The organism is Loigolactobacillus coryniformis subsp. coryniformis KCTC 3167 = DSM 20001, from assembly GCF_002706425.1.
GTDB classification, from domain to species: domain Bacteria; phylum Bacillota; class Bacilli; order Lactobacillales; family Lactobacillaceae; genus Loigolactobacillus; species Loigolactobacillus coryniformis.
Map to the genome: position 1 here is coordinate 1527711 of NZ_CP017713.1, position 22379 is coordinate 1550089.

A 22379-nucleotide genomic window follows, 5' to 3' on the forward strand; every position below is an offset into this window, starting at 1 on the left:
ATGACGATTGCGTTCATGTGGGCGGAGGCCCGCGACCATTTGATTGGGGCCAACGGACACTTGCCATGGCATTTGCCTGCCGATCTCCAACATTTTAAGCAAACTACATTGAATCAAATTGTAGTGATGGGTCGGAAAACTTATGCTGGTATGGGCAAGCCACTACCAGGGCGTACCAATATCGTACTAAGTCAACAAGTGGATTATCCAGTGGCACCCGGCGTCATTTTATTAAATAACGTCGCTGCTGTTTTGGATTATGCATCCGCGCACCCACAGCAGGAGACAATCATTATTGGCGGTGCACAAATTTTTGCTTTATTTAAAGAATATGTTACCCGCTTGTATGTTACTGAGATCGATGCTACTTTTAGCGGTGATACGTATATGCCAGCGCTAGATTGGTCAGCATTTAAACGGGTTGCTTTTCAAGCCGGTGAAATCGACACCAAAAATAAATATCCTTATTCATTTGCGACCTACCAACGCCGTGACGAATAATTTTTAGAGTGACAAGTGAAAAAGCAAGGTTAATCTGCTATACTAAATTAGTGTTTATTTGCTGGTCCAACGTTAATTTAGAAGGTTACTTTTGAGTTAGCGTTTTCCGACAATAGCAAGTTGAAAACAATTTGTAAGAAAGTGTGGCTGAAGTTCGTGGCAACTATAAAAATCGTAACCGATTCGTCGGTTCAACTAACCCCTGAAGAAGTTGAAAAATACAATATCACGGTCATTCCACTTTCAGTTATGATTGACGGTACCGTTTATATCGATGGCAAAACGATCACACGTCCACGTTTTGTTGAATTAATGAATCAATCGACCGCGTTACCTAAAACTAGTCAACCGCCGATCGGTGAATTCATTGAATTATTTGATCAACTGGGTGCTGACGGTAGTCAGGTGATTGCTTTGCATATGACGGATGCCATCAGTGGTACCGTTAATACTGCGCGTCAAGCAGCTAACTTAAGTAAAAGTGATGTTACGGTTATCGACACACGGGAAACTGATCGTGGCATGGCCTTTCAAGTCTTACGTGCAGCACAATTAGCACAATCTGGTGCCGATAAGGAAACTATTTTGAGCTCATTGGATCGTGTGCGCAACAGTACAAAGTTATACATGGCCGTCATGACCTTAGATAACATCGTTAAAGGTGGTCGAGTCAGCCGGGTTACTGGCTTGATCTCCAATATTTTGAACATGAAGGTTATTTTTGAAATGATCGATGGTGAGCTAAACGTCAGGACTAAGGGTCGCGGTACGAAAACCGTTAATAACTTTATGCGTGATTTGATTGCTGACCTAGCAAGCAAACCAAATATTAAGAGTATCGGTATTTCACATGTAGCAGCGAATGATGTTATGGAAAAATTCAGAGCAGACATTCATGCAGCATTGCCGAATGTACCTTTATTGATTCGTGATACTAGCCCAATTATTGCAACATATGCGGGTATGGGTGCTTTTGCGATTATGTATTACACTGAAGATTAGTTGATAATTTGTAGTAAAATGGGGGCTGTGACGCGTTTGTCAAAGCCCTTTTACTATAGTCAGACATATAATTATCGTTATTAGTAAGATAGAACCATGTTTCAACTTAGCGATTTTTGCCTTAGTTGAATGGACATCGCCACGAACATCAGAAAGTTTATTAGTGGTTTTGGCTAAGAAACTTAACCTAATTTTAGTGAGATAGAGCCATGTTTCAACTTGGCGATTTTTGCCTTAGTTGAATGGACATCGCCACGAACATCAGAAAGTTTATTAGTGGTTTTGGCTAAGAAACTTAACTTATTTTAGTGAGATAGAGCCATGTTTCAACTTGGCGATTTTTGCCTTAGTTGAATGGACATCGCCACGAACATCAGAAAGTTTATTAGTGGTTTTGGCTAAGAAACTTAACTTATTTTAGTGAGATAGAGGAGTTTTAATAGTGCGCGGTTTAAAGATCATTAAAGAAATCGTGTTGGTGCTAGTCATTATTGGGGTGGTCGCCGGTGGTATTTATGCCGGGCTGAACTATTTTGGGCCGGGAACCGTCAGTGAGCAAACTGTGAAACCCAAGGCGACACCAACGGTTAAAAAGAAAAAAAGTATCAAGCTTGTCGCGGTCGGCGATTCTTTGACTCAAGGAGTCGGTGATGGCATGAATCAAGGCGGCTACGTGGGGATCATTAAGAGTGAACTCACCACTAAACAAGCTGTGAAAGCAAGTACACAAAATTATGGCATCGCGGGTGAAACCAGCACTCAAATCGATCAACGCGTGCGGACTAACAAAGACTTGCAGCAGGCGTTGAAAGATGCTGATGTGATCACAATGTCAGTTGGTGGCAACGATTTAATGGCCGTTTTACGTCAACAAATGTTGAACTTAAATGAAGCCGACATCAAACGAGCACAAACGGCGTATACCACACATTTAGCTACGTTATTGCAAGACGTCCGTCAATATAACGATCAGGCGCCAATTTTTGTTTTTGGTATCTATAATCCGTTTTATCTGTATTTTCCTAAAATGACGAAAATGCAAGCTGCCGTTGAAAATTGGAACACTGCTTCAGCTAAAGTGATCAAGCAACAAAAGAATAGTTATTTGATCGATATTTGCGATCAACTATCTAAAGGCGAAAAATTGACGACACAGAAAAAGTCTAAAGCGGCTAGTGATTCTAGTAATGAAAAAAATCAGTTAATTTTCACAGAAGATAATTTTCATCCCAATCATTCGGGATACCAAGTCATGGCCGACGATTTATATCAAGTCATGATGCAACAAAAGAATAAATGGCTAATAGATAGGAAATGAGTATGGAAACAAAAAAAAGGACAGTTAAAAAGCCACTTAATTGGTGGAAATGGCTTTTCATCGCCTTAGTGGCAATTTTACTAGGCAGTGGGGCTTATTTGGGTGTTAAACTGACAACACCGCCACCAGCTGATACAAGTAGCGAACAATTGATCAAGCGTGATCCAACATTTGCGATTAATTTAAAAAAATCGCAGGTCAACGCAGTGATCAGTTATTACCTTAATCATTATTTGAAGGACAGTAAAATTAAGTACGAATTTGATCTTGATGATCAGGCGATTCTTAAGGGTAAGTTTAAACTATTAGGTTATCCGGTACCATTTTCAATCTACTTTGATCCCTATGTAAAAGAAAATGGTGACGTCCAATTAAAAGCTCGGCGCATGGCAATCGGAAGTTTATCAGTTCCAATTAAAACTGTTATGAACTATATTGGCAATAGTTATAAATTTCCTAAGTGGGTTGTACTTGATAGCAAGCAAAAAACGATTTTATTGAAATTAAATCAGTTCAAAATGAAAAATGGCATGCAGATCAAAGCAACGCGGATCGATTTACCTAATGATAAGATCGATCTGAATGTCTATATCCCACAATTTAATGAATAGGCGGTGAAGTTCTATGCGTAAAAGTTTCTATCAATTCTTGATGACCCAGCGAAACCCAGAAAGTCATGATGAGGTTGCACAATTTGCGGCAAATGCGTTTTTTGATCAAGGCTTTCCTAAGTTAGACCAAAATTATGATTCTTTATCAAAGTATTTAGAAGAAAATGCTGGCTATCTACCTAGTATGACTATTTTTGACGAGGCTTTTCAACGCTATCAAGAACAAGCAAGTGAGCTATAGCGTTAAGTTAACTAGTAATAACGATTTTAAATGTGAATTAGAATAGGTGATTTTATTGAAAGAAGCTCCAAAGTCAGAGTCAAAAGTTCCTAAGAAACGTAAACGCCGTGTTAGTTTATTGGTTTACATCAGTTCAACCTTGTTAGCTTTCTTCGTTGGCATTTTCATGACGATCTTGATCGTCGGTTTGAATAGCCGCACTAGCCAACAGTTGGATACTTCTAGCGCTGGTTTTAGTAAAATTAGCCAAGTATACCAGACCATTAGTCAGCAATATTATCGTAAAACGGACCAGAAAAAATTGATCAATGGTGCAATTAAAGGTATGGTCAATAGCTTAGATGATCCGTATTCTGAATATTTGACCGGCAGTGATGCCAGCAATTTGGACAACACGATCTCTGGTAGCTTCGAAGGTATCGGCGCGGAGATCCAGAAAAAAGGTAATTACGTTGAAATTGTTTCGCCAATCGCTGGTAGTCCGGCTAAAAAGGCTGGTTTAAAAGCCAATGACGTCATTACCGCGATCAACGGCCACTCAACGGCTGGTTGGAGCGCTACTAAAACCACCAATAAGATTCGTGGTAAAAAAGGCACCAAAGTCACGTTAACGATCAAACGGGATCAGCAAAGCTTCAAAATTACGCTTAAGCGTGATGTGATCCCAGTCAAGACGGTTAATGCCCGCATTGATAAGCAACACCCAACAGTTGGTTATATCCAGATCACCAGCTTTTCTGAACCAACTTTCAAAGAGGTTAAGACAGCCATCAAGAAATTACGCCAAGAAGGCGCCAAATCGTTTATTCTTGATGTACGCAGTAATCCTGGTGGTATCATGCAACAAGCTCTGAAAATCTCCAGTATGTTTGTCGCTAACGGCAAGACTTTAATGCAAGTTAAGGCGCGCACTGGGCAACCAACTGTTTACAAGGCAGGTAAGTCACAAGATGGCGGCTTTAAGGTTAAGGAGCCCGTCAAAGTCTTGATCGATGACGGTAGTGCTAGTGCATCAGAAATCTTTGCGGCTGCGTTAAATCAATCCGCTAATGTGGAATTGATCGGTACCAAGTCATTCGGTAAAGGCACCGTGCAACAGGTCAGCCAGTTGGATAAAAAGAGCGAATTTAAAATCACCGTTGCTAAATGGTTAACTCCAAATGGCAGTTGGATCAACAAGCGCGGATTAACGCCAAATATTGAAGCTAAGTATCCAGGTTATGCTTATCTACCAATGGTCAGTGATCAAAAAACCTACCAATTAGAGGATGTCTCAAGTAAGATCAAAACCTTGCAGACAGAATTAAAGGCAGTTGGTCAAGATCCAGGAACGATCAATGGTTACTTTAGCGCAACGACGCAGAAAGCGGTCGTTGCTTTCCAAGCAGCCAATAATTTGGATCAAACTGGTAAACTCGATACTGCTACGATTGATAAATTACAAACTGAGATCACCAAGAAAATCAGTGATAATGACGTTGCTTATGACAAAGCAGTTGAACAATTAACGAAGTAAATTAAAACGAAGCGTTAGCAAATAATTGTTGATGCTTCGTTTTTTGTTTGCAAAATTGATAGGGAGACGTACTTACTTAAAATCTATTGCCTAACACAATAATTTTATACGGATACTTATTGATCACCACCTTTATCCAGTTATCTAAATATGAGTAAAATGAAACTTCATCTATTACTATATACTCCGACTGTAAGTGAGTCTAAACATAATAAGTGGCAAAATTTACTTTAACTTTGTACAAAGTTGAACTACAATAGAGTTGGTTAATGTAACCGATTCCATTTAGTCTTTTTGTTTGGTAATCAATAAGGTTTAAGTGATCATGATTAATTACAAGGAGGTAATATCATGAGTAGTCGCGATACTGCGAATGTTTTATGGTTCAATGAGTTGCACCGTGAAGATGTTAACCTAGTAGGTGGCAAGTCGTCCTCGCTAGGGGAAATGACTTCTTCGATGGATGTGCCAGTGCCATATGGTTTTGCCACAACCGCACGCGCATATCGGTACTTTATGCATCAGACAAAATTAAACGATAAAGTTAACGCTTTACTTGAAAGTATTAAGGACTACGAAAATTCAGATGAACTGCATACAACCTGCCAACAGATTCGTGATTTAATTATTAGCGCAACAATGCCGGAAGATCTAGCAAATGATATTAAGCAAGCATATGCTGAATTAGCTAAAAAAATGGGTCAGGATGATCCCTTTGTTGCGATCCGTTCTTCCGCAACAGCTGAAGACTTGCCTAACGCTTCGTTTGCGGGACAACAAGAATCCTACTTGAACATTAAAGGCGCCGCAGATGTGGTTAATCGTGTTCAACAATGTTATTCGTCACTATTTACTGATCGGGCAACTTATTATCGCCATAAGCAGCATTTCCCCCACGAAAAAGTTGCATTATCAGCAGCAGTACAGATGATGGTCTTTTCTAAGGCATCAGGCATCATGTTTTCCGTTAATGTTGCTAATGGTGACGCCTCTAAAATTGTGATTGATGCAATTTATGGTTTAGGTGAGTATATTGTCTTAGGTAAGGTAACACCAGATCATTTTGTGATTGATAAACAATCGATGAAGATCGTCGAAAAAAATATCATTAAACAGCCGATAGAATTGATGCGGATCCCAAATGGTGGTACGAAGGAGCAGGCTGTTCCTACTGAGTTACAAGAGCAACCAGTACTTACTGATAATCAGGTAATTGAATTAGCAGGTTATGCCAAGGAAATTGAACGTCATTATGGTTGTTATATGGATATGGAATATGCCTTGGATACCAATACAAATCGCTTGTGGATCGTGCAGGCACGGCCAGAAACTGTTTGGTCACGGCGCAACAAAGAAAAGAAGACAAATAATGCACCTAGCGATGATAGTGACGTTACTGCAGATAATGCGGAAGTTGCTGTTCGTGGGTTACCGGCTAGTCCTGGTGTCGCCAGTGGCGTGGTTCATGTGATTGATAATCCGAAAGATATTGATCAATTCAAGCAAGGCGAAATTCTGGTCACGTTAATGACTTCACCTGATTGGGTCCCAGCTATGAAAAAAGCAGCGGCAATTATCACCAATAATGGGGGCATGACTTGCCATGCAGCAATCATTTCCCGTGAAATGCAGATTCCTTGTATTGTTGGAACCAGAAGTAAAAATGTGGCCGCAACCGATGTGCTCAAAACCGGCGACGTAGTAACCGTTGATGCTAAAAATGGCGTTGTCTATCGTGGCAAAGTTGAAAGTATGTTTAAGCAGTCAGCACCAGTCAATACAGCAAATGGTCAAGTTGTGGCAGCTGAAACCTTTGCACCAACTGCTACGGGTGTCATGATGAACTTAGGTGACCCCGATTTAGCCGATCGGTACGCTTCCTTACCAGCTGATGGTATTGGTTTGATGCGGGAGGAATTTCTTTGGACATCGTATATTCATGAACATCCACTCTATTTAATTGAAAAAGGTGAATCTGAAAAAGCGGTTAATATGCTGGCGGAGGGGATTGCTAAAGTGACACGAGCAATGGTACCCCGGCCCGTTGTGCTGCGGCTATCGGATTTCAAGTCAAGCGAATACCGGAAGTTAAAAGGTGGCGAAAAATACGAACCACATGAATCTGCAGATTTACTCGGTTGGCGGGGTGCTTCCCGTTATTATGATCTTAAGTATATTGCGGCTTTCAAACTTGAATTGGCCGCAGTTAAAAAGGTACGGAATGAATTTGGCCTAAAAAATCTGAACGTGATGATTCCATTCGTCCGGACAGTTGCTGAAGCACAAAAAGTAACGACTATTATGCATAATGAAGGCTTAGTGCGTAATGCAGATTTCAAAGTTTATATGATGGCAGAAATCCCGGCCAACATTATTCTTGCCGATCAATTTAATCAGTTTATTGACGGTTATTCGATTGGATCAAATGATTTAACCATGCTGATTTTGGGCTGTGATCGGAACAACGATACAGTTGCCAGCCTATTTGATGAACGTAACCTGGCCGTTAAACGAGCGATTCATCATTTGATTGCGACTGCACATAAAGATGGAAAGACCGTATCTATTTGTGGACAAGCACCTTCGGAATATCCCGACTTTACGAATTTCCTGATTCAAAGTGGTATCGATTACGTTTCTGTTAATCCAGATATGGTTAAAGAAACAAAACGCAATGTAGCCCACTTTGAACAACGGATCATGCTGGATAAAGCTACTGGACGCGGTTTACAAGACCAAACGGATTACGACTGGTAAACGTACTTTTATGACTATCGTATGTAGTGTAACAATTTTATTAGCTGATAGTACAAAAATCCTGTTAACGGCTTAAATAATAAGTCTTTAACAGGATTTTTTTGGCGTGGAAGAATAAAACGTTAATGTGTTAAAAGCGTTTAATTTTTAGCCTAGTCATTCGGATGATCACTGCTAATTGATGACGGCACTTAACCACTTATTTTTCATTAAATACTTCAAACCCATAGCCGCGAATATGCTGCTTCAATAAGGCTAAATAGCGTTGTGCGGTTGTACTCAGCTCGATTTTTTTGTGGCGTAAGTAGCCTAAGGTCATGGCATCATCAACTGCCAGCGGAATAGCGATAATTTTTTCATCATTTAGCTCGCTACTAATAATACCTGAACTAATGGTGTAGCCGTTTAAACCGACCATCAAATTAAAAATCGTGGCCCGATCACTGATCCGAATATGCTTTTTATGAGGTAACGTGCTGAGAATTTCTTCGGCAAAATAGAAGGAGCTGGTGTCACCTTGTTCGTAGGATAAATAAGGATAGTCCTGTAGATCAGCCAAAGTAAGTGTCTTTTTTTGCGTCAATGGATTGTCACGACCGATGAACACGTGGGGACGAGCTTCAAATAATGGCACAAAGCTTAAATCTTTTTCCGCAATCAAGCGTTTAAGTACGGTGCGGTTAAACTTGTTTAGGTAAATCACACCAAGTTCACTTTTCAATGTTTGGACATCATTGAGTACGTTTTCGGTTTCCGTTTCCCGCAGTGTAAATTGATACGTATCCGCACCGATTTCTTTAACTAATTCGACAAAAGCGTGAACCACAAAGGCGTAATGTTGCGCGGATACACTAAAAATTCGTTTACGGACGGTTCCTTGTCCAAAATGTTCATTGAGTAAATTAACTTGATCCAATACACTACGCGAATAGTTGATAAATTCACGCCCCGCATCGGTTAAGGTAATACCGGTCTTATTGCGATAAAATAGTTGAATCTGGTACTCTTTTTCTAATTCTTTCATCGCTTGTGATAATGATGGCTGACTAATAAACAGCTGTTTCGCTGCTTCATTGATTGATCCTGTCGTCGCAATCTTTTCCAAATACTTTAATTGTTGAATACGCATACTGTTAATAAGCTCCTTAAGATTATTGCTGATCACAAATATTACAATAGTGTGCTTTCGGTTATAGGTAAAACCTATTATATCATCAAAGTAATCAGTCTTATCTATTTTCTCAGCAGACTGTTATACTAATCTCATCAATTAATAACGGAGGCTTTATATTTATGACAAAAACACACTTTCAATTAGTCGGTTCCTTACTTCGTCCAGCTAGCTTGCTAGACTATAAAAATAAAATCGAACATCGTGATGATATTCAATATCCGTTTTATGACGCTTTTCCTGGCTATCAAGCCGCTGAAGCTGCAGCGGTGAAGGACGTGATTGCCAAGGAAAAAGCACACGGCATCGATGTATTAACCGATGGTGAATACACGAAATCAATGTGGCATTTAGATTTTATTTGGGGTTTTAGTGGTATTCGCCGGTTCATCGCTGACAGTGGCTATAATTTCCGCGATCATGACGGTAGTGATTTCCAAACGCGTAAAGATATTGGCATCGAGATCACAGCGCCACTTTCCGGTAAGAATCATCATTTTCTTGATATTTACCGACAGCTTAAAGCACAAGCCGGTGACAATGACGTGAAATTAACCGTTTGGAGCGCTGCACATGCCTTTGTTGAATTTGGTTACATCGATAAGCTTTACGGCCCTGACCAAGTTTATAAAACGGTTGCTGAACTACACGATGGTTTGTTAGGTGCTTACAAAGAATTTCTCACTGAATACAAAGCTGCTGGCGGCGAGATCATTCAATTTGATGATTGTTTGTGGGAAATTTTTGCCAGTGACAACAAGCAAAGCCCATTCAGTACCCGCAATATTAGCCTACAGGACCTAGCTGATGTTGCTGTGAACACAAACAATGAGATTGCTGATTTTGGTCACAAATTAGGCTTAAAAGTATGGACCCATAATTGCCGTGGTAACTACGAAAGCCGCCACTTCGCGGAAGGCAGTTACAATACGATTGCGCAAAAGTTTCTCCACGATCAACATTATGATCGCTTCTTCTTAGAATGGGACGATGACCGTGCAGGGGATATCACCGCTTTGAAGGCACTCGAAGATCGGCCTAACGTCGAAGTCGTGCTCGGATTACTGTCCAGTAAAACCAGCACCTTAGACGACGAAGACCGTGCTTTGCGTTTATTGACGCAAGCCAGTCAAATTTTGAATAAGGACCAGTTATACCTGTCGCATCAATGTGGTTTTGCTTCATGCGATTCGGGTAACGAACTGAGTGAAGCTCAACAGTGGGCTAAAATTGACCAAGGGCAAAAGATTGCGGCTAAATTCTGGAATTAATTAGGTAATAGGTAAATAGATCATGACGAAAGTGGGACCGTAATTTGCGGTTCTGCTTTTTTGGTGCGCCCGGCATGGGCGTCAACTAGGTGGTGAAAGTCCACTGCGGGCCGTAGTAGTCGGAACCGCTAGCCAAAGGCAAGGCCTTTATCGTGAGGTGAAGACTGAAGGAAGCCTGATGAGCAAAGTACTGCACCGATGAACAAGAAGCAGCTATAAGGCCGGAAGTAACTGGATAAGGTGGCCAAACACACTGAAGTCCGATACTACCCGAAGTTACGACAGTAAAGCTGACGGTGACATGGTACGAAAGTTGACGTTCTTACCCGGGGAGACCTGTACACACAATCCTGATTTTCTTAGGGAATACCCAAATGACAAGGAAATATGAGTTCAAAGCAAGTCAGAAATGGCTGGTTAAGTGTACAGGAGTCAGCCGAGGTCATAGTAGTGGGTAACCATGAAGGACCAAACAATAATAACTCATATTGAGACTGGAAGTGAAGACGATGCGAAAATCGCAGAAAACAGAACAAGCTGACCGCCAGCGGATGATAGGTCTGGAAGACCAAAGACAAACTGGGGCGCGTAGTATCGCCTCCGGTGAAGGAGAAAAGATGAGTGGCACTCAGTTTCAAGCATTAGTTTTGGCCCGCAACAACCTGAATTTGGCTTATCAACGTGTGGTCAGGAACAAAGGGGCGGCCGGAGTTGACGGTATGACCGTTGATGAATTGAAACCGTACCTGAAAGTACATCGCGAAGAATTACTCGCAGAATTGGCCAATGGGACTTATAAACCGGCACCAGTCAAGCAAGTCTCAATTCCAAAGCCCAACGGTGGAACGCGTAAGCTTGGCATTCCGACCGTGATCGACCGGCTAGTCCAGCAGGCCGTGGCCCAGGTCCTTTCGCCGATATATGAACAGATCTTCGCCAATAATAGTTTTGGTTTTCGACCCCAACGCAGTGCACATGACGCAGTTCAACAGGTCGTTCAGCTAGATAATGCGGGTTATCACTATGTGGTTGATCTGGATTTGAAGGCCTACTTCGATACGGTTAATCATGACATGCTTATGAAGTTTCTCAAGCAGCGAATTAGTGACCGCTGGATACTACGGCTCATTCGCCGTTTTCTGACTAGTGGCACCATGAATGGGCAATTGTTTGAACGCAGTGAGAAAGGCACACCGCAAGGCGGGCCGATCTCGCCACTGTTAGCGAATATTTATCTCAACGAATTCGACCAAGAACTAGCTAGGCGCGGTCATGAATTTGACCGTTACGCCGATGACTGCAATATCTTTGTTAAAAGTCCACGCGCGGGCCAACGAGTCCTCGCTAGTGTGACTCGTTTTCTCGAGCATGAGTTAAAACTCACGCTCAATCAGGAAAAAACACAAGTGGTCGCCACCAACAGAATGAAGTTCTTAGGGTTTACGTTGGGCCACACTAAAGGCAGGGCTTTTCCCTATCCGGTGTGGTCAGCGAAGCAGCGAGTTAAACAAGCATTGAGGCGGCTGACTAAGCGTAATCGTGGTGTATCCGAAGACCAAATAATGGCAGAGATTCGTCAAAAGATGCGCGGTTGGTTGCAGTATTACAGCTTGGGTAGAATGAAGCGGTTCATCACGGAATTAGATGCGTGGCTGCGGTCACGTATTCGCCAGTACATTTGGAAACAATGGAAGAAAGCCAAAACTAGAGAGAACAACTTGAGCGGATTAGGATTTACGAAAGATGAAGCTAAGCTATCCGCTAACACGCGTAAAGGGTACTGGCGGACAGCGCATAGTAAAACGCTGTGCCGTACCCTAACTAACAAAGAGCTGGAACGTCGTGGACTCATTAACTTGAGTCAGACGCTCCAGCAAATTCAGAGTGCTTAAATTATTGAACCGCCGTATACGGAACCGTACGTACGGTGGTGTGAGAGGACGGTAACTTACAATTACCTCCTACTCGATTTTGCTGATTAAGGAATAGAGATGGCTAAGGATTATCTAATACCAAAATATCAGCAACCCCCCATCAGGTTGACCTGTTAGCTACATTTAAACATAAAAATACCATTCAATTGTTTTAATATTCCAGTGAAAATCATTCCAAGTATTCCGGAATTTTCATAATTTTGCGTTCCGAATCTATGATTACCAAAAGCTTGTAAATTCTAGAGAAACAGTTCAGGCTATATAGAATAAAAACGTTGGCTGTGGCAAACTACTGAATAGTAGGTTATTGCTTTAACTTAAGTAAGTCGTCTTTCATCAATACTGGTTAACTAGGCATGTAAGGTCAGACCATTTAGAAAATAAGTTACGAACTCAGTCTATCAGCTGTTTTTGGTTATTGATATAAATTTTTATTGGAAATAACACCACTATTTAAAATTATCAACAAATGGTAAAATAGAATTTACTGATCAAAATTGCATTTTATACTATTCGTGGAATTATATGCACCTAATCTAATCGGTGTACCAAGTTAATGAATTTGTAAACGAAGTAGCAATAAAAATCTTATAATAAAACATGCCTTATTTGCCCTTTACATATGGCAAATTTATGGCAAATTCCACGATTTTTATAACCTTGAGGGCTTCAAACCCTTGATATGAAAGGAGTTACACAACATGGCAACTATTCAATGGTATCCTGGTCACATGGCGAAAGCTAAAAAACAGGTCCAAGAAAAATTACATTTAGTTGATATTGTGTTAGAAATTGTTGATGCGCGTTTACCATTAGCTTCGCGCAATCCAATTCTTGATCAAATCATTCAGCAGAAACCGCGTTTGATGATTTTAAATAAGGCCGATTTGGCTGATCCAGCGTTAAATGCTGCGTGGATCAATTACTTTAAGCAACACGATCTACCGGCCATCAGTATCGATTCGCAACACAATCACAATGTCCAACAAATCGAAAAGCAAGCGCAGGTGATTTTAGCAGACAAAATTGCCCGGCAGCAAGCTAGAGGGATCAAGAATAAACCGATCCGCGCGATCTGTATTGGCATCCCTAACGTCGGCAAGTCCACAATCCTAAATCGCTTGGTTAAGCGTAATGTAGCGATTACTGGGAATCATCCTGGGGTAACTAAGAAGCAGCAATGGTTAAAGGCCGGCAAGAGTTTAGAGTTACTAGACACACCAGGGATCTTATGGCCTAAATTTGAGGATCCGTTGGTTGGCAAAAAATTGGCATTAACTGGCGCAATCAAGGATTCGCTGTATCACGCTGATGACGTTGCGCTGTATGCACTTGCGTTCTTCAAGCAATACTTTCCTGAACGGCTCCAGAAGCGTTACCGTTTAACCGAAGCTGACTTTGAACTAACTGACCCTGATCTATTATTGAAGATAACGGCTGATCTAGGTTTGAAAGACGATTACGAACGGGCTAGTGAGCGGCTAATTTTGGATTGCCGTAAGGGTAAGTTAGGTCGTTATACATTGGATCAAGTCACCGAGGCGGCTGCCAATGACTGAATCGATCGCGCAAGTTAAGCAGCATCTTAGCATTGAGCCAACTGCTGAATATTTGGCACAGTTGGCGACTGATCCACGCAAGGGTGTGCAACAATGCTTGCTACAATATGAAAAAAAGCAGGCCGCTTTAGCTGCTAAAAAAGTGGCCTTTTTAGCGCGACGGCAATATGAGGATCGTTTATGGCCAAATTATCCGCAAATCGCTGGAATCGATGAAGTTGGCCGTGGGCCGTTAGCAGGTCCAGTCGTGACCGCGGCCGTGATTTTACCGCATGATTTTGCGGTTTATGATGTCAATGATTCAAAGCAATTATCGGCGACCAAACGGCAACTGCTGTATCGCCAAATTTTGGAGCAAGCGGTTAGTGTATCAATTGGTATCAGTGATGTCGCAACAATTGATCGAGTCAATATTTTAGAGGCGACCAAGTTGACCATGTCGCAGGCCATTGCTGGTTTAAGCGTACCGCCAGATCATTTATTGATCGATGCTGTGAAACTGAATACCGATATTCCGACGATCAGTATGTTTAAAGGTGATAGTCATAGTATCAGTATTGCGGCGGCTAGCATTGTGGCCAAAGTCGTACGTGATCACTTGATGTTGGCTTATGATCAGGCCTATCCAGGCTATGATTTCGCCGATAACGAAGGTTATGGTACAGCCAAGCACTTAGCTGGACTGGCAAAATATGGCGTCACTCCGATTCATCGCCGTAGTTTTGCACCGGTAAAAAAATATTTAGCATAATTTAGCGTTCCTTTGCGTAGTTTTATAGTAAACAACCGAAGGAGCGTTTTTATGCTACCCCAAACTTTTTTACTAAAACTGCATCTCTGCCCTGGAATCGGCCAGGTGGGTGAACTGCGTATTGCTGAATACTTACGGCAACGTCCAACAGCTCAATTAGACGTTACACAACTATGTCAGCTAGCACGCTTAAATGCACGACAGACTCAACACTTACAACAAGCTTGGCTGAGCCCACAATTGGCTATGGCTGTACGTCAGCATCAGCAGATCAATACTTTGACCTGGCTTGATGCTGCTTATCCTGAATATTTACGTGAAAGTTATCGCCCGCCGGCTGTATTATTCTATCAAGGTGATTTAAACCTATTGCAGCAGCCGGTATTAGCTTTAGTTGGTGCGCGGCAAGCGACTAATTATACCCAACGTGTGCTCAGCCAATTTATGCCGGCGTTAGTCGCTAATCAAGTCGTGACGATCAGTGGTTTGGCCGCAGGCGCTGATCGAATGGCACATTTAACCACGTTAGCTGCTCATGGTTCGACGATTGCAGTGATTGGTACAGGTCTAGATGTTTATTATCCACGAGTTAATCAAGCACTGCAGCAGCGTATTGCCACAACTGGCCTAGTGTTAACCGAATATCCATTAGGCAGTTCACCGCAGCGGCATCACTTTCCCGAGCGGAACCGAATTCTGGCTGGCTTGTGTCAAGCATTATGTGTGACTGAAGCACGTCACCACAGTGGTAGCTTGATTACCGCTAATTTAGCGTTACAGGCTAATCGTAATGTTTTAGCGGTGCCAGGGGCATTGTGGCAACCACTCTCGGTCGGCTGTAATCAGCTAATTGCTGCCGGTGCGCGGCCGGCACTTTCGGCCACTGATCTACTTGAAGAATTGGCTATTATATGAAGGAAAAATTTACTTTCAGTTGACAAACCGCTTCAGCTTGGCATATGATGTTTTACGATTCGTTAGCGTTAAACAAACGAACTGAAAGGGGATTGTCATGGCGTATAAAAACCTCGTGATCGTTGAATCACCATCAAAAGCCAAGACGATTGAAAAATATCTCGGCCGCAATTACAAAGTCGTGGCGAGTCTCGGCCATATTCGCGACTTACCTAAAAGTAAAATGGGGGTCGACTTCGAAAATAATTACGAACCACATTACATTTCCATTCGTGGTAAAGGTGATGTGATTAAAGACTTAAAAAAATATGCTAAAAAGGCGGAACACGTTTACCTAGCATCTGATCCCGATCGTGAAGGTGAAGCAATTGCTTGGCACGTGTCCCATATTTTAGGCCTTGATCCAGCTGGTAAAAATCGAGTCACCTTTAACGAAATCACTAAAGATGCCGTTAAGAATGCTTTTAAATCACCGCGCAGTATCGATATGGATTTAGTTGATGCCCAGCAAGCGCGGCGGATCATGGACCGAATTGTTGGTTATTCGATTTCGCCATTATTATGGAAGAAAGTTAAAAAAGGCCTTAGTGCCGGCCGCGTTCAATCGATTGCTTTGAAACTGATCATTGATCGTGAAAATGAAATCAAAGCTTTTAAGCCAGAAGAATACTGGACGATCGATTCGCAATTTAAAAAAGGGACGAAAAAATTTGAAGCTAGTTTTTACGGTATCGCTGGTAAAAAGAAAGCTTTGAAGAATGAAAAAGCGGCCCAGGAAGTTGTTGATCGCATCGATCCTAAGGCTGACTTTGATATTGTTAAAGTGACTAAGCGTGAACGTAAACGATTCCCACAAGCACCGTTTACGACTAGTTCTTTACAGCAAGAAGCTGTACGTCGCTTGAATTTCCGTACACGGAAAACCATGATGGTGGCCCAGCAATTGTACGAAGGTATCAACCTTGGTGGACGGCAAGGAACAGTCGGTTTGATTACCTATATGCGGACTGACTCAACCCGGATCTCGCAGGTTGCCAAGCACGAAGCCAGCCATTTTCTCCATGAAAACTATGGTGAAGAGTTTGCGGCCTTGAAGATTCATAAAACTAAGAACCCTGAAGGCTCGCAGGACGCCCATGAAGCAATTCGACCATCATCTGTTTTGCGGACACCGAAGAGTCTTGAAGGTGTTTTGAACAAAGACCAGATGAAATTATACCAACTGATTTGGTCACGTTTCTTGGCTAGCCAAATGACACCAGCAATTTTGGATACGATGGCGGTTACGATTGAGCAAAATGGGGTCACTTATAAAGCCAATGGTTCCAAGATGAAGTTTGCTGGTTTTACTAAAGTTTATGATTCAGGTAAAGCGGACAAGAAGGACAACATGCTGCCTGACTTAGCTGAGGGCGATACGGTCAAGTTAGTTAAAAATGATCCTAATCAGCATTTTACTCAGCCACCAGCACGTTTTTCTGAAGCAACTTTGATCAAAACGCTGGAAGAAAATGGCGTTGGTCGGCCATCGACTTACGCACCAACTATTGAGACGATTCAACGGCGCTACTACGTTAAGCTAGAAGCTAAGCGGTTTGAACCAACCGAATTAGGTGAAATCGTTAATAGTATTATCGTTGATTTTTTCCCGGATATCGTCAATATTGACTTTACTGCTGGATTAGAAAATGATCTTGATGGCATTGAAGCTGGTAAGCGCCAGTGGATCAAGGTCGTTGATGAGTTTTACCAACCGTTTGAAAAGGAAGTCACCTCGGCAGAAACTAAGATCGAAAAAGTCCAGATCAAGGACGAACCAGCTGGTTTTGATTGTGATATTTGTGGGGCACCAATGGTGATCAAACTCGGCCGTTACGGTAAGTTTTATGCCTGCAGTCGCTTTCCTGATTGTCGCAACACCAAGCCAATCACTAAAGAAATCGGCGTTATTTGTCCACAATGTCACGAAGGACAAGTGGTTGAACGTAAGTCTAAGAAAAAGCGAATCTTCTATGGTTGCAGTCGCTACCCTGACTGTGATTTTGTGACCTGGGATAAGCCGGTCGGCCGTGATTGTCCCAAAGATGGTCATTATTTAGTCGAGAAAAAAGTCAAAGGTGGTAAGCAAGTCGTTTGCCCAAATGGCGATTACGAAGAACCTGTCCAGAAATAGTAGGCGTTGAAGAAATATTTACGCTAAATTAACGGTAAAAATAACGTAGTCGTATTTTTCAAATGCGACTTAATGTGAAATAGAAATGAGGAACGAATATGACACAAAATGTCCCCCATATCAATGTGATCGGTGCCGGTTTAGCTGGTAGTGAAGCCGCTTGGCAAGCAGCACAACGCGGTGTCCATGTTGATCTTTATGAAATGCGACCAGTAAAAACGACACCCGCTCATCACACAGCCCAATTTGCTGAATTAGTTTGTACCAATTCGTTGCGGGCAAATCAAATTACCAATGCGGTGGGTTTATTAAAAGAAGAAATGCGCCAACTTAATTCAGTAATTTTAGCAGCAGCGGATCAAAATGCCGTCCCGGCTGGTGGGGCTTTAGCTGTCGATCGGGAACCTTTTTCAGCTTCAGTGACCGAACGAATCAAATCATTGCCTAATGTGACTGTGCATAACGAAGAACTAACGGCCTTTCCCGAAGGACCAACAGTCGTTGCTACTGGTCCGTTGACTTCACCAGAATTGGCCAAGCAGATCCAAGCGCTTAACGATAGCGATGGCTTGTACTTTTACGATGCCGCCGCACCGATCCTCGATAAAAATAGTATTGATTTTGATAAAGTTTATCTGAAATCACGCTATGATAAAGGTGAAGCTGCCTACCTTAATTGCCCAATGGACAAGCAAGAATTTGAAACTTTCTATAAGGCCTTGATCACCGCAGAAACCGCTGAAATGCATGGCTTTGAAGATGAAAAGTTTTTTGAAGGCTGTATGCCAATCGAAGTGATGGCGAAACGTGGGTTAAAAACCATGCTGTTTGGACCGTTGAAACCAGTTGGTTTAGAAGATCCACGAACCGGTAAACAACCTTATGCCGTCATTCAGCTACGCCAGGACAACGCTGCAGGAAGCCTGTACAATATCGTCGGCTTCCAGACCCATTTAAAATGGGGCGAGCAAAAGCGGGTTTTTCGCTTGATCCCTGGTCTAGAAAACGCTGAATTCGTACGTTATGGCGTCATGCATCGTAATACGTTTATGCGTTCTCCAGAGTTACTTGAACCGACGTACCAATCTAAAAAGCGAGCTGATTTATTCTTTGCTGGTCAGATGACTGGTGTTGAGGGTTATGTTGAAAGTGCTGCTAGCGGCTTAGTGGCTGGGCTCAATGCTGCTCGCTTGGCGCAGGAACAGGCACCAGTCGTTTTCCCACAAGAAACAGCAATTGGTGCGATGGCGCATTATATTACCCATACTAGTGCTAAGCATTTCCAACCAATGAACGCTAACTTTGGTATCGTTAAGGCGTTACCGCAAAAAATCCGCGATAAACAATTGCGTAATCAAACTTTAGCTGAGCGTTCTTTAGCAACTTTAGCTGAATTTAAGCAACAACTATAGCTTCCTTTTTAAATTCTTTCCGACTTGTGTTACAGTGAATGCATTAAGTCGGGAGGGATTTTTTGCTTGAATTAAATTGGCTCGATTTATTTATTCAGTATTTAAATGTAGAGCGACAATATAGTCCAGAAACCAGTAAGGCATATCAGGAAGATATTTTAAGTTTTATTAATTTTCTCAAGAACAATGGTGGCGTCGATTCTTTTAAAGCGATAAAATTATTAGATGTACGAACCTATTTGAGTTACTTATATGAACAGCAATACAGTCGTAATTCGGTGTCGCGTAAAATTTCAAGTTTACGTTCGTTTTACAATTATTTAGTCAAAAATAGTTTTGTGGCGGTCAATCCATTTACTTCCGTTCAGTTAAAGCGGCACAATGCACATTTACCGCGTTTTTTTTACGAAAAGGAAATGCAAGCGTTATTTGATGCTGCCCAAGGAGATCGGCCTTTAGACCTACGTAATTCGGCGTTACTTGAGGTATTATATGCCACAGGGATCCGGGTCAGCGAATGTGTTAACCTAACTTTAGACGCCGTTGATTTTGACCTTAGCGTGATGTTGATCCATGGTAAAGGTAACAAAGATCGTTACGTTCCGTTTGGCCATTTTGCGGCTGAGGCCCTGGATCGATATTTAACCGATTGCCGCACCCCATTAATGACTAAATATCATGCTGAACATGATTATGTTTTCGTTAATCATTATGGCAAACAGCTGACGGCTACCGGTGTTGAATACATTTTGAATCAGATCATTAAGAAAAGTAGTCTGACCTCGGATATTCATCCCCATATGTTACGGCACACTTTTGCCACGCATTTGTTAAATAATGGTGCGGACTTGCGGACTGTGCAAGAATTGTTAGGTCATAGTAGCCTCTCAACCACACAGATCTACACACACGTCACCACCGAGCACTTACAACAGGATTATCGGAAATACTTTCCACGAGCAAAATCTTAAAGGTAACGGGTACTGATTTCAAATCAGTGTGCACATTAGCCATGTTTATCTACAACTTTTGCTGACAAACTAATATTTTTAAGTAAGATAAAGGAGTGCAAATCAATGACAGGTATAAAATTTGAAGCAACAACGATCTGCGCAGTACAGCACAATGGCCATGCGGCAATGGCTGGTGACGGCCAGGTGACCATGGGCGAAAAAGTAATTATGAAGGGTACTGCCAAAAAAGTGCGTCGTATCTATAACGATGAAGTTGTTGTCGGTTTTGCTGGCAGTGTTGCCGACGCCTTTAATCTAGAAGAGCGTTTTGAAAAGAAACTCAATGAATATAGCGGTAATTTATCTCGTGCGGCCGTTGAATTAGCTCAAGACTGGCGTGCTGATCAAACTTTGCAGAAGTTGGAAGCCTTGTTGATCGTGATGAATAAAGATCAATTATTGATGGTTTCTGGTAATGGCGAAGTGATCGAACCAGATGATAATGTTTTAGCCATCGGTTCAGGCGGTAACTATGCATTAGCAGCCGCTAAAGCCTTAACTACCAATGCTAAAGACATGAGTGCACATGATATTGCTCACGCCGCAATCAGCATCGCCGGAGACATTGATATTTTCACTAACCATAATATTATTGTTGAAGATCTATAAACCTGAATTATGCATATGCATCAAATTGATTGGCCAAATTATCAGTTTTACGTAATTTCTCTATATTCACGACTTGGGCTAGTCATGACTAGCCAAGTTTGACTTAATTTAGTTAGTTTGATTAGTTTTCATACTTGATCGCGTCAAAAAAGTAGCCACTAATCCCTTGGTCAAACACAATAATTTTAAAAAATTTTAAAAGTAACTGCGCTATTTTCTTAGTTGGTCACTAAGGGGCTTAACGTGTGAATGTTAGCTAATAAGGCTTCGATCTGCTGGCTAAAGACGTTGCTTTGCGCCAGATGAATGATTATTTTTCCGGCGTGACGGGCTAGTTTTCCAGCAACATGAAAGATTTGAAAGCGTAGTGTACTAATGGTCGTGTTGCGCTGCTCTTTTGGTAAGGCCATTAACTTCATCAAGGCAATCAAGTTATAGGCAATGCCGCTGATAGTTGCTCGCGCGGCATTGGTAGTAAAGGTGTGGCTATTCGTCTTATCCATAAAAAAGCCGGCTTTACTTTCTTTGATCAGGTTTTCCATGGCCCCACGCTTTTGATAGGCTAAGTACAATAATTTGACCCCGGCTTCAGTCATATTAGTGACCACATATTGCCGTTCAAAGAATAGTTCGCCTACTTGATGCGTCGATTTTACTAGGACGCGCCGATCAATCGACCAGCTCTTGGCCGCGTAGTTGAATTCACCATAGATGACCGAATTCTGATCAAAATGCTTGGGCACTACTGGTGTGAATTCATCAGCTAGTTGGTCTAAAGCGGCGTTTCGCTTCAGGCGGATCACATATTTTACATCATAAAATTCGCAGAGCGTATAAAGCTCAGGCGTCGCAAAACCACTATCACCGCGTAAAATCAACTGAACATCAAACGGCAATTCGCAAAAAGCCGCAAAGATCGGGGCTAAGAATTCTTTGACACCAGTGCTGGTGTACTGATTGCCTGGACGTTGCTTGATTCCTAAAAGCAAATTCAGCTGCGCGATATAGGCCACTAGCGGATGGAAACCAGTAACCCCATAATGCGCATTGAAACTAGCAGCTTCTTGATGACCAAAGGTATCACAATGCGTCGAATCAACATCAAGCATGACCGTGTCAATATGGTTAGTCCTGATATAATCGAGCGCCAAGGTTAAAATCAAACGGTTCAAGTGCAGAACATCATCACAAGTTAGCGCACTTAAAAAACGAGAAATAGTCGGTTGGGGTGCTAAATCAGTCGTCCCATGGACCTGTTTCATGACTGGGTCGTGTTGTAGCGCGTCGGCCGCGACATCATTGCCGTAACCGGCAATATTCAGTTCCAGCATTTGATTGAGTAAGCTAGTTTTAGAATAATGAGGGCCAATACGTTTTTCGCTTAATTGTGCCGCCGCTTGATCAATAGTTTGGTCAAGACCAGCTGCGTGCTTAAATTCGGCGTAAAACAACAGGCCTGCGTTATTTGAAAGTTGAACATCATCAGTCTTAATTTTGATTTTAGGGTTGAATCGCAGTTGGGTTTCGTGTAAGTTAGTCATGAGGCATCTCCTGTGTTCGTTATTGTTTGGTCGCTATAACAATAACACGGAAGGTGCTTTTTTGGTACACCATTTTGGTGAAAC

The 22379-nt window shown here is 42.0% G+C and carries 18 protein-coding genes; 16 read left to right on the forward strand and 2 right to left on the reverse strand.

Annotated features, from left to right (window positions below; genetic code table 11):
- From LC20001_RS07535 to ppsA, 7 genes are all read left to right on the forward strand, one after another.
- The gene (locus LC20001_RS07535) at positions 1-501 is read left to right on the forward strand and encodes a dihydrofolate reductase (RefSeq protein ID WP_003679735.1); all 501 of its coding nucleotides are present in this window, start codon (positions 1-3) and stop codon (positions 499-501) included.
- A 156-nt stretch (positions 502-657) separates the two neighbouring features.
- Positions 658-1503 carry a DegV family protein gene (locus tag LC20001_RS07540; RefSeq protein ID WP_003679736.1) on the forward strand — a complete coding sequence of 282 codons (846 nt, stop codon included), beginning with the start codon at positions 658-660 and terminating at the stop codon, positions 1501-1503.
- Between the two features lie 442 nt (positions 1504-1945).
- Positions 1946-2821 carry an SGNH/GDSL hydrolase family protein gene (locus tag LC20001_RS07545; RefSeq protein WP_235804455.1) on the forward strand — a complete coding sequence of 292 codons (876 nt, stop codon included), beginning with the start codon at positions 1946-1948 and terminating at the stop codon, positions 2819-2821.
- A 2-nt stretch (positions 2822-2823) separates the two neighbouring features.
- Positions 2824-3432, forward strand: a complete 609-nt coding sequence (locus LC20001_RS07550) for a YpmS family protein (protein WP_010013816.1) — start codon at positions 2824-2826, stop codon at positions 3430-3432.
- A 13-nt stretch (positions 3433-3445) separates the two neighbouring features.
- A complete protein-coding gene (locus LC20001_RS07555; RefSeq protein ID WP_010009958.1) occupies positions 3446-3673 on the forward strand; it encodes a YozE family protein in 228 nt (75 codons plus the stop codon).
- Between the two features lie 46 nt (positions 3674-3719).
- Positions 3720-5189: a S41 family peptidase gene (locus LC20001_RS07560; RefSeq protein WP_010009957.1), complete on the forward strand. Its 1470-nt coding sequence runs from the start codon at positions 3720-3722 to the stop codon at positions 5187-5189.
- 351 nt (positions 5190-5540) lie between these two features.
- On the forward strand, positions 5541-7946 hold the full coding sequence (gene ppsA / locus LC20001_RS07565; protein ID WP_010009956.1) for a phosphoenolpyruvate synthase: 2406 nt from the start codon (positions 5541-5543) through the stop codon (positions 7944-7946).
- A 199-nt stretch (positions 7947-8145) separates the two neighbouring features.
- On the opposite strand, the gene LC20001_RS07570 is transcribed toward ppsA, so the two are convergent.
- A complete protein-coding gene (locus tag LC20001_RS07570) occupies positions 8146-9075 on the reverse strand; it encodes a LysR family transcriptional regulator (protein ID WP_003679744.1) in 930 nt (309 codons plus the stop codon).
- Positions 9076-9239: 164 nt separating this feature from the next.
- Between LC20001_RS07570 and LC20001_RS07575 the strand changes: the two genes are divergently transcribed.
- The 9 genes from LC20001_RS07575 to hslV all read left to right on the forward strand — a co-directional run bounded on the left by LC20001_RS07575 (position 9240) and on the right by hslV (position 20754).
- Positions 9240-10388 carry a cobalamin-independent methionine synthase II family protein gene (locus LC20001_RS07575; RefSeq protein ID WP_056943292.1) on the forward strand — a complete coding sequence of 383 codons (1149 nt, stop codon included), beginning with the start codon at positions 9240-9242 and terminating at the stop codon, positions 10386-10388.
- 509 nt (positions 10389-10897) lie between these two features.
- Complete coding sequence (gene ltrA / locus LC20001_RS07580; RefSeq protein WP_099267138.1) at positions 10898-12280, forward strand: group II intron reverse transcriptase/maturase; 1383 nt, start codon at positions 10898-10900, stop codon at positions 12278-12280.
- Between the two features lie 743 nt (positions 12281-13023).
- Positions 13024-13881, forward strand: coding sequence for a ribosome biogenesis GTPase YlqF (gene ylqF / locus LC20001_RS07585; protein WP_010009953.1), 858 nt, complete (start codon positions 13024-13026; stop codon positions 13879-13881).
- Entirely contained in the window at positions 13874-14632 is a 759-nt protein-coding gene (locus tag LC20001_RS07590) for a ribonuclease HII (RefSeq protein WP_010009951.1), read from the forward strand. The genes ylqF and LC20001_RS07590 overlap by 8 nt, the downstream gene beginning before the upstream one ends.
- 51 nt (positions 14633-14683) lie before the next feature.
- Positions 14684-15547 (forward strand): DNA-processing protein DprA, encoded by an 864-nt coding sequence (gene dprA / locus LC20001_RS07595; RefSeq protein ID WP_010009950.1) that lies wholly within the window; start codon positions 14684-14686, stop codon positions 15545-15547.
- 97 nt (positions 15548-15644) lie between these two features.
- The gene (topA, locus tag LC20001_RS07600; protein WP_003678435.1) at positions 15645-17720 is read left to right on the forward strand and encodes a type I DNA topoisomerase; all 2076 of its coding nucleotides are present in this window, start codon (positions 15645-15647) and stop codon (positions 17718-17720) included.
- A 98-nt stretch (positions 17721-17818) separates the two neighbouring features.
- Positions 17819-19132 carry an FADH(2)-oxidizing methylenetetrahydrofolate--tRNA-(uracil(54)-C(5))-methyltransferase TrmFO gene (gene trmFO, locus LC20001_RS07605; RefSeq protein ID WP_003678434.1) on the forward strand — a complete coding sequence of 438 codons (1314 nt, stop codon included), beginning with the start codon at positions 17819-17821 and terminating at the stop codon, positions 19130-19132.
- Positions 19133-19194: 62 nt separating this feature from the next.
- The gene (gene xerC, locus LC20001_RS07610) at positions 19195-20103 is read left to right on the forward strand and encodes a tyrosine recombinase XerC (protein WP_003678433.1); all 909 of its coding nucleotides are present in this window, start codon (positions 19195-19197) and stop codon (positions 20101-20103) included.
- Positions 20104-20208: 105 nt separating this feature from the next.
- Positions 20209-20754 carry an HslVU peptidase proteolytic subunit gene (gene hslV, locus LC20001_RS07615; RefSeq protein WP_003678432.1) on the forward strand — a complete coding sequence of 182 codons (546 nt, stop codon included), beginning with the start codon at positions 20209-20211 and terminating at the stop codon, positions 20752-20754.
- 218 nt (positions 20755-20972) lie between these two features.
- On the opposite strand, the gene LC20001_RS07620 is transcribed toward hslV, so the two are convergent.
- On the reverse strand, positions 20973-22295 hold the full coding sequence (locus tag LC20001_RS07620) for an IS1380 family transposase (RefSeq protein WP_099267139.1): 1323 nt from the start codon (positions 22293-22295) through the stop codon (positions 20973-20975).
- Positions 22296-22379: the final 84 nt, after the last annotated feature.

What these genes read in the sequence shown, in the direction of transcription:
- ylqF (WP_010009953.1), top strand. Translation starts at nt 13,024, where the DNA reads ATGGCAACTATTCAATGGTATCCTGGTCACATGGCGAAAGCTAAAAAA.
- topA (WP_003678435.1), top strand. Translation starts at nt 15,645, where the DNA reads ATGGCGTATAAAAACCTCGTGATCGTTGAATCACCATCAAAAGCCAAG.
- LC20001_RS07535 (WP_003679735.1), top strand. Translation starts at nt 1, where the DNA reads ATGACGATTGCGTTCATGTGGGCGGAGGCCCGCGACCATTTGATTGGG.
- dprA (WP_010009950.1), top strand. Translation starts at nt 14,684, where the DNA reads ATGCTACCCCAAACTTTTTTACTAAAACTGCATCTCTGCCCTGGAATC.
- trmFO (WP_003678434.1), top strand. Translation starts at nt 17,819, where the DNA reads ATGACACAAAATGTCCCCCATATCAATGTGATCGGTGCCGGTTTAGCT.
- LC20001_RS07590 (WP_010009951.1), top strand. Translation starts at nt 13,874, where the DNA reads ATGACTGAATCGATCGCGCAAGTTAAGCAGCATCTTAGCATTGAGCCA.
- LC20001_RS07550 (WP_010013816.1), top strand. Translation starts at nt 2,824, where the DNA reads ATGGAAACAAAAAAAAGGACAGTTAAAAAGCCACTTAATTGGTGGAAA.
- LC20001_RS07620 (WP_099267139.1), bottom strand. Translation starts at nt 22,295, where the DNA reads ATGACTAACTTACACGAAACCCAACTGCGATTCAACCCTAAAATCAAA.
- LC20001_RS07575 (WP_056943292.1), top strand. Translation starts at nt 9,240, where the DNA reads ATGACAAAAACACACTTTCAATTAGTCGGTTCCTTACTTCGTCCAGCT.
- ppsA (WP_010009956.1), top strand. Translation starts at nt 5,541, where the DNA reads ATGAGTAGTCGCGATACTGCGAATGTTTTATGGTTCAATGAGTTGCAC.
- LC20001_RS07570 (WP_003679744.1), bottom strand. Translation starts at nt 9,075, where the DNA reads ATGCGTATTCAACAATTAAAGTATTTGGAAAAGATTGCGACGACAGGA.
- ltrA (WP_099267138.1), top strand. Translation starts at nt 10,898, where the DNA reads ATGCGAAAATCGCAGAAAACAGAACAAGCTGACCGCCAGCGGATGATA.
- LC20001_RS07555 (WP_010009958.1), top strand. Translation starts at nt 3,446, where the DNA reads ATGCGTAAAAGTTTCTATCAATTCTTGATGACCCAGCGAAACCCAGAA.
- hslV (WP_003678432.1), top strand. Translation starts at nt 20,209, where the DNA reads ATGACAGGTATAAAATTTGAAGCAACAACGATCTGCGCAGTACAGCAC.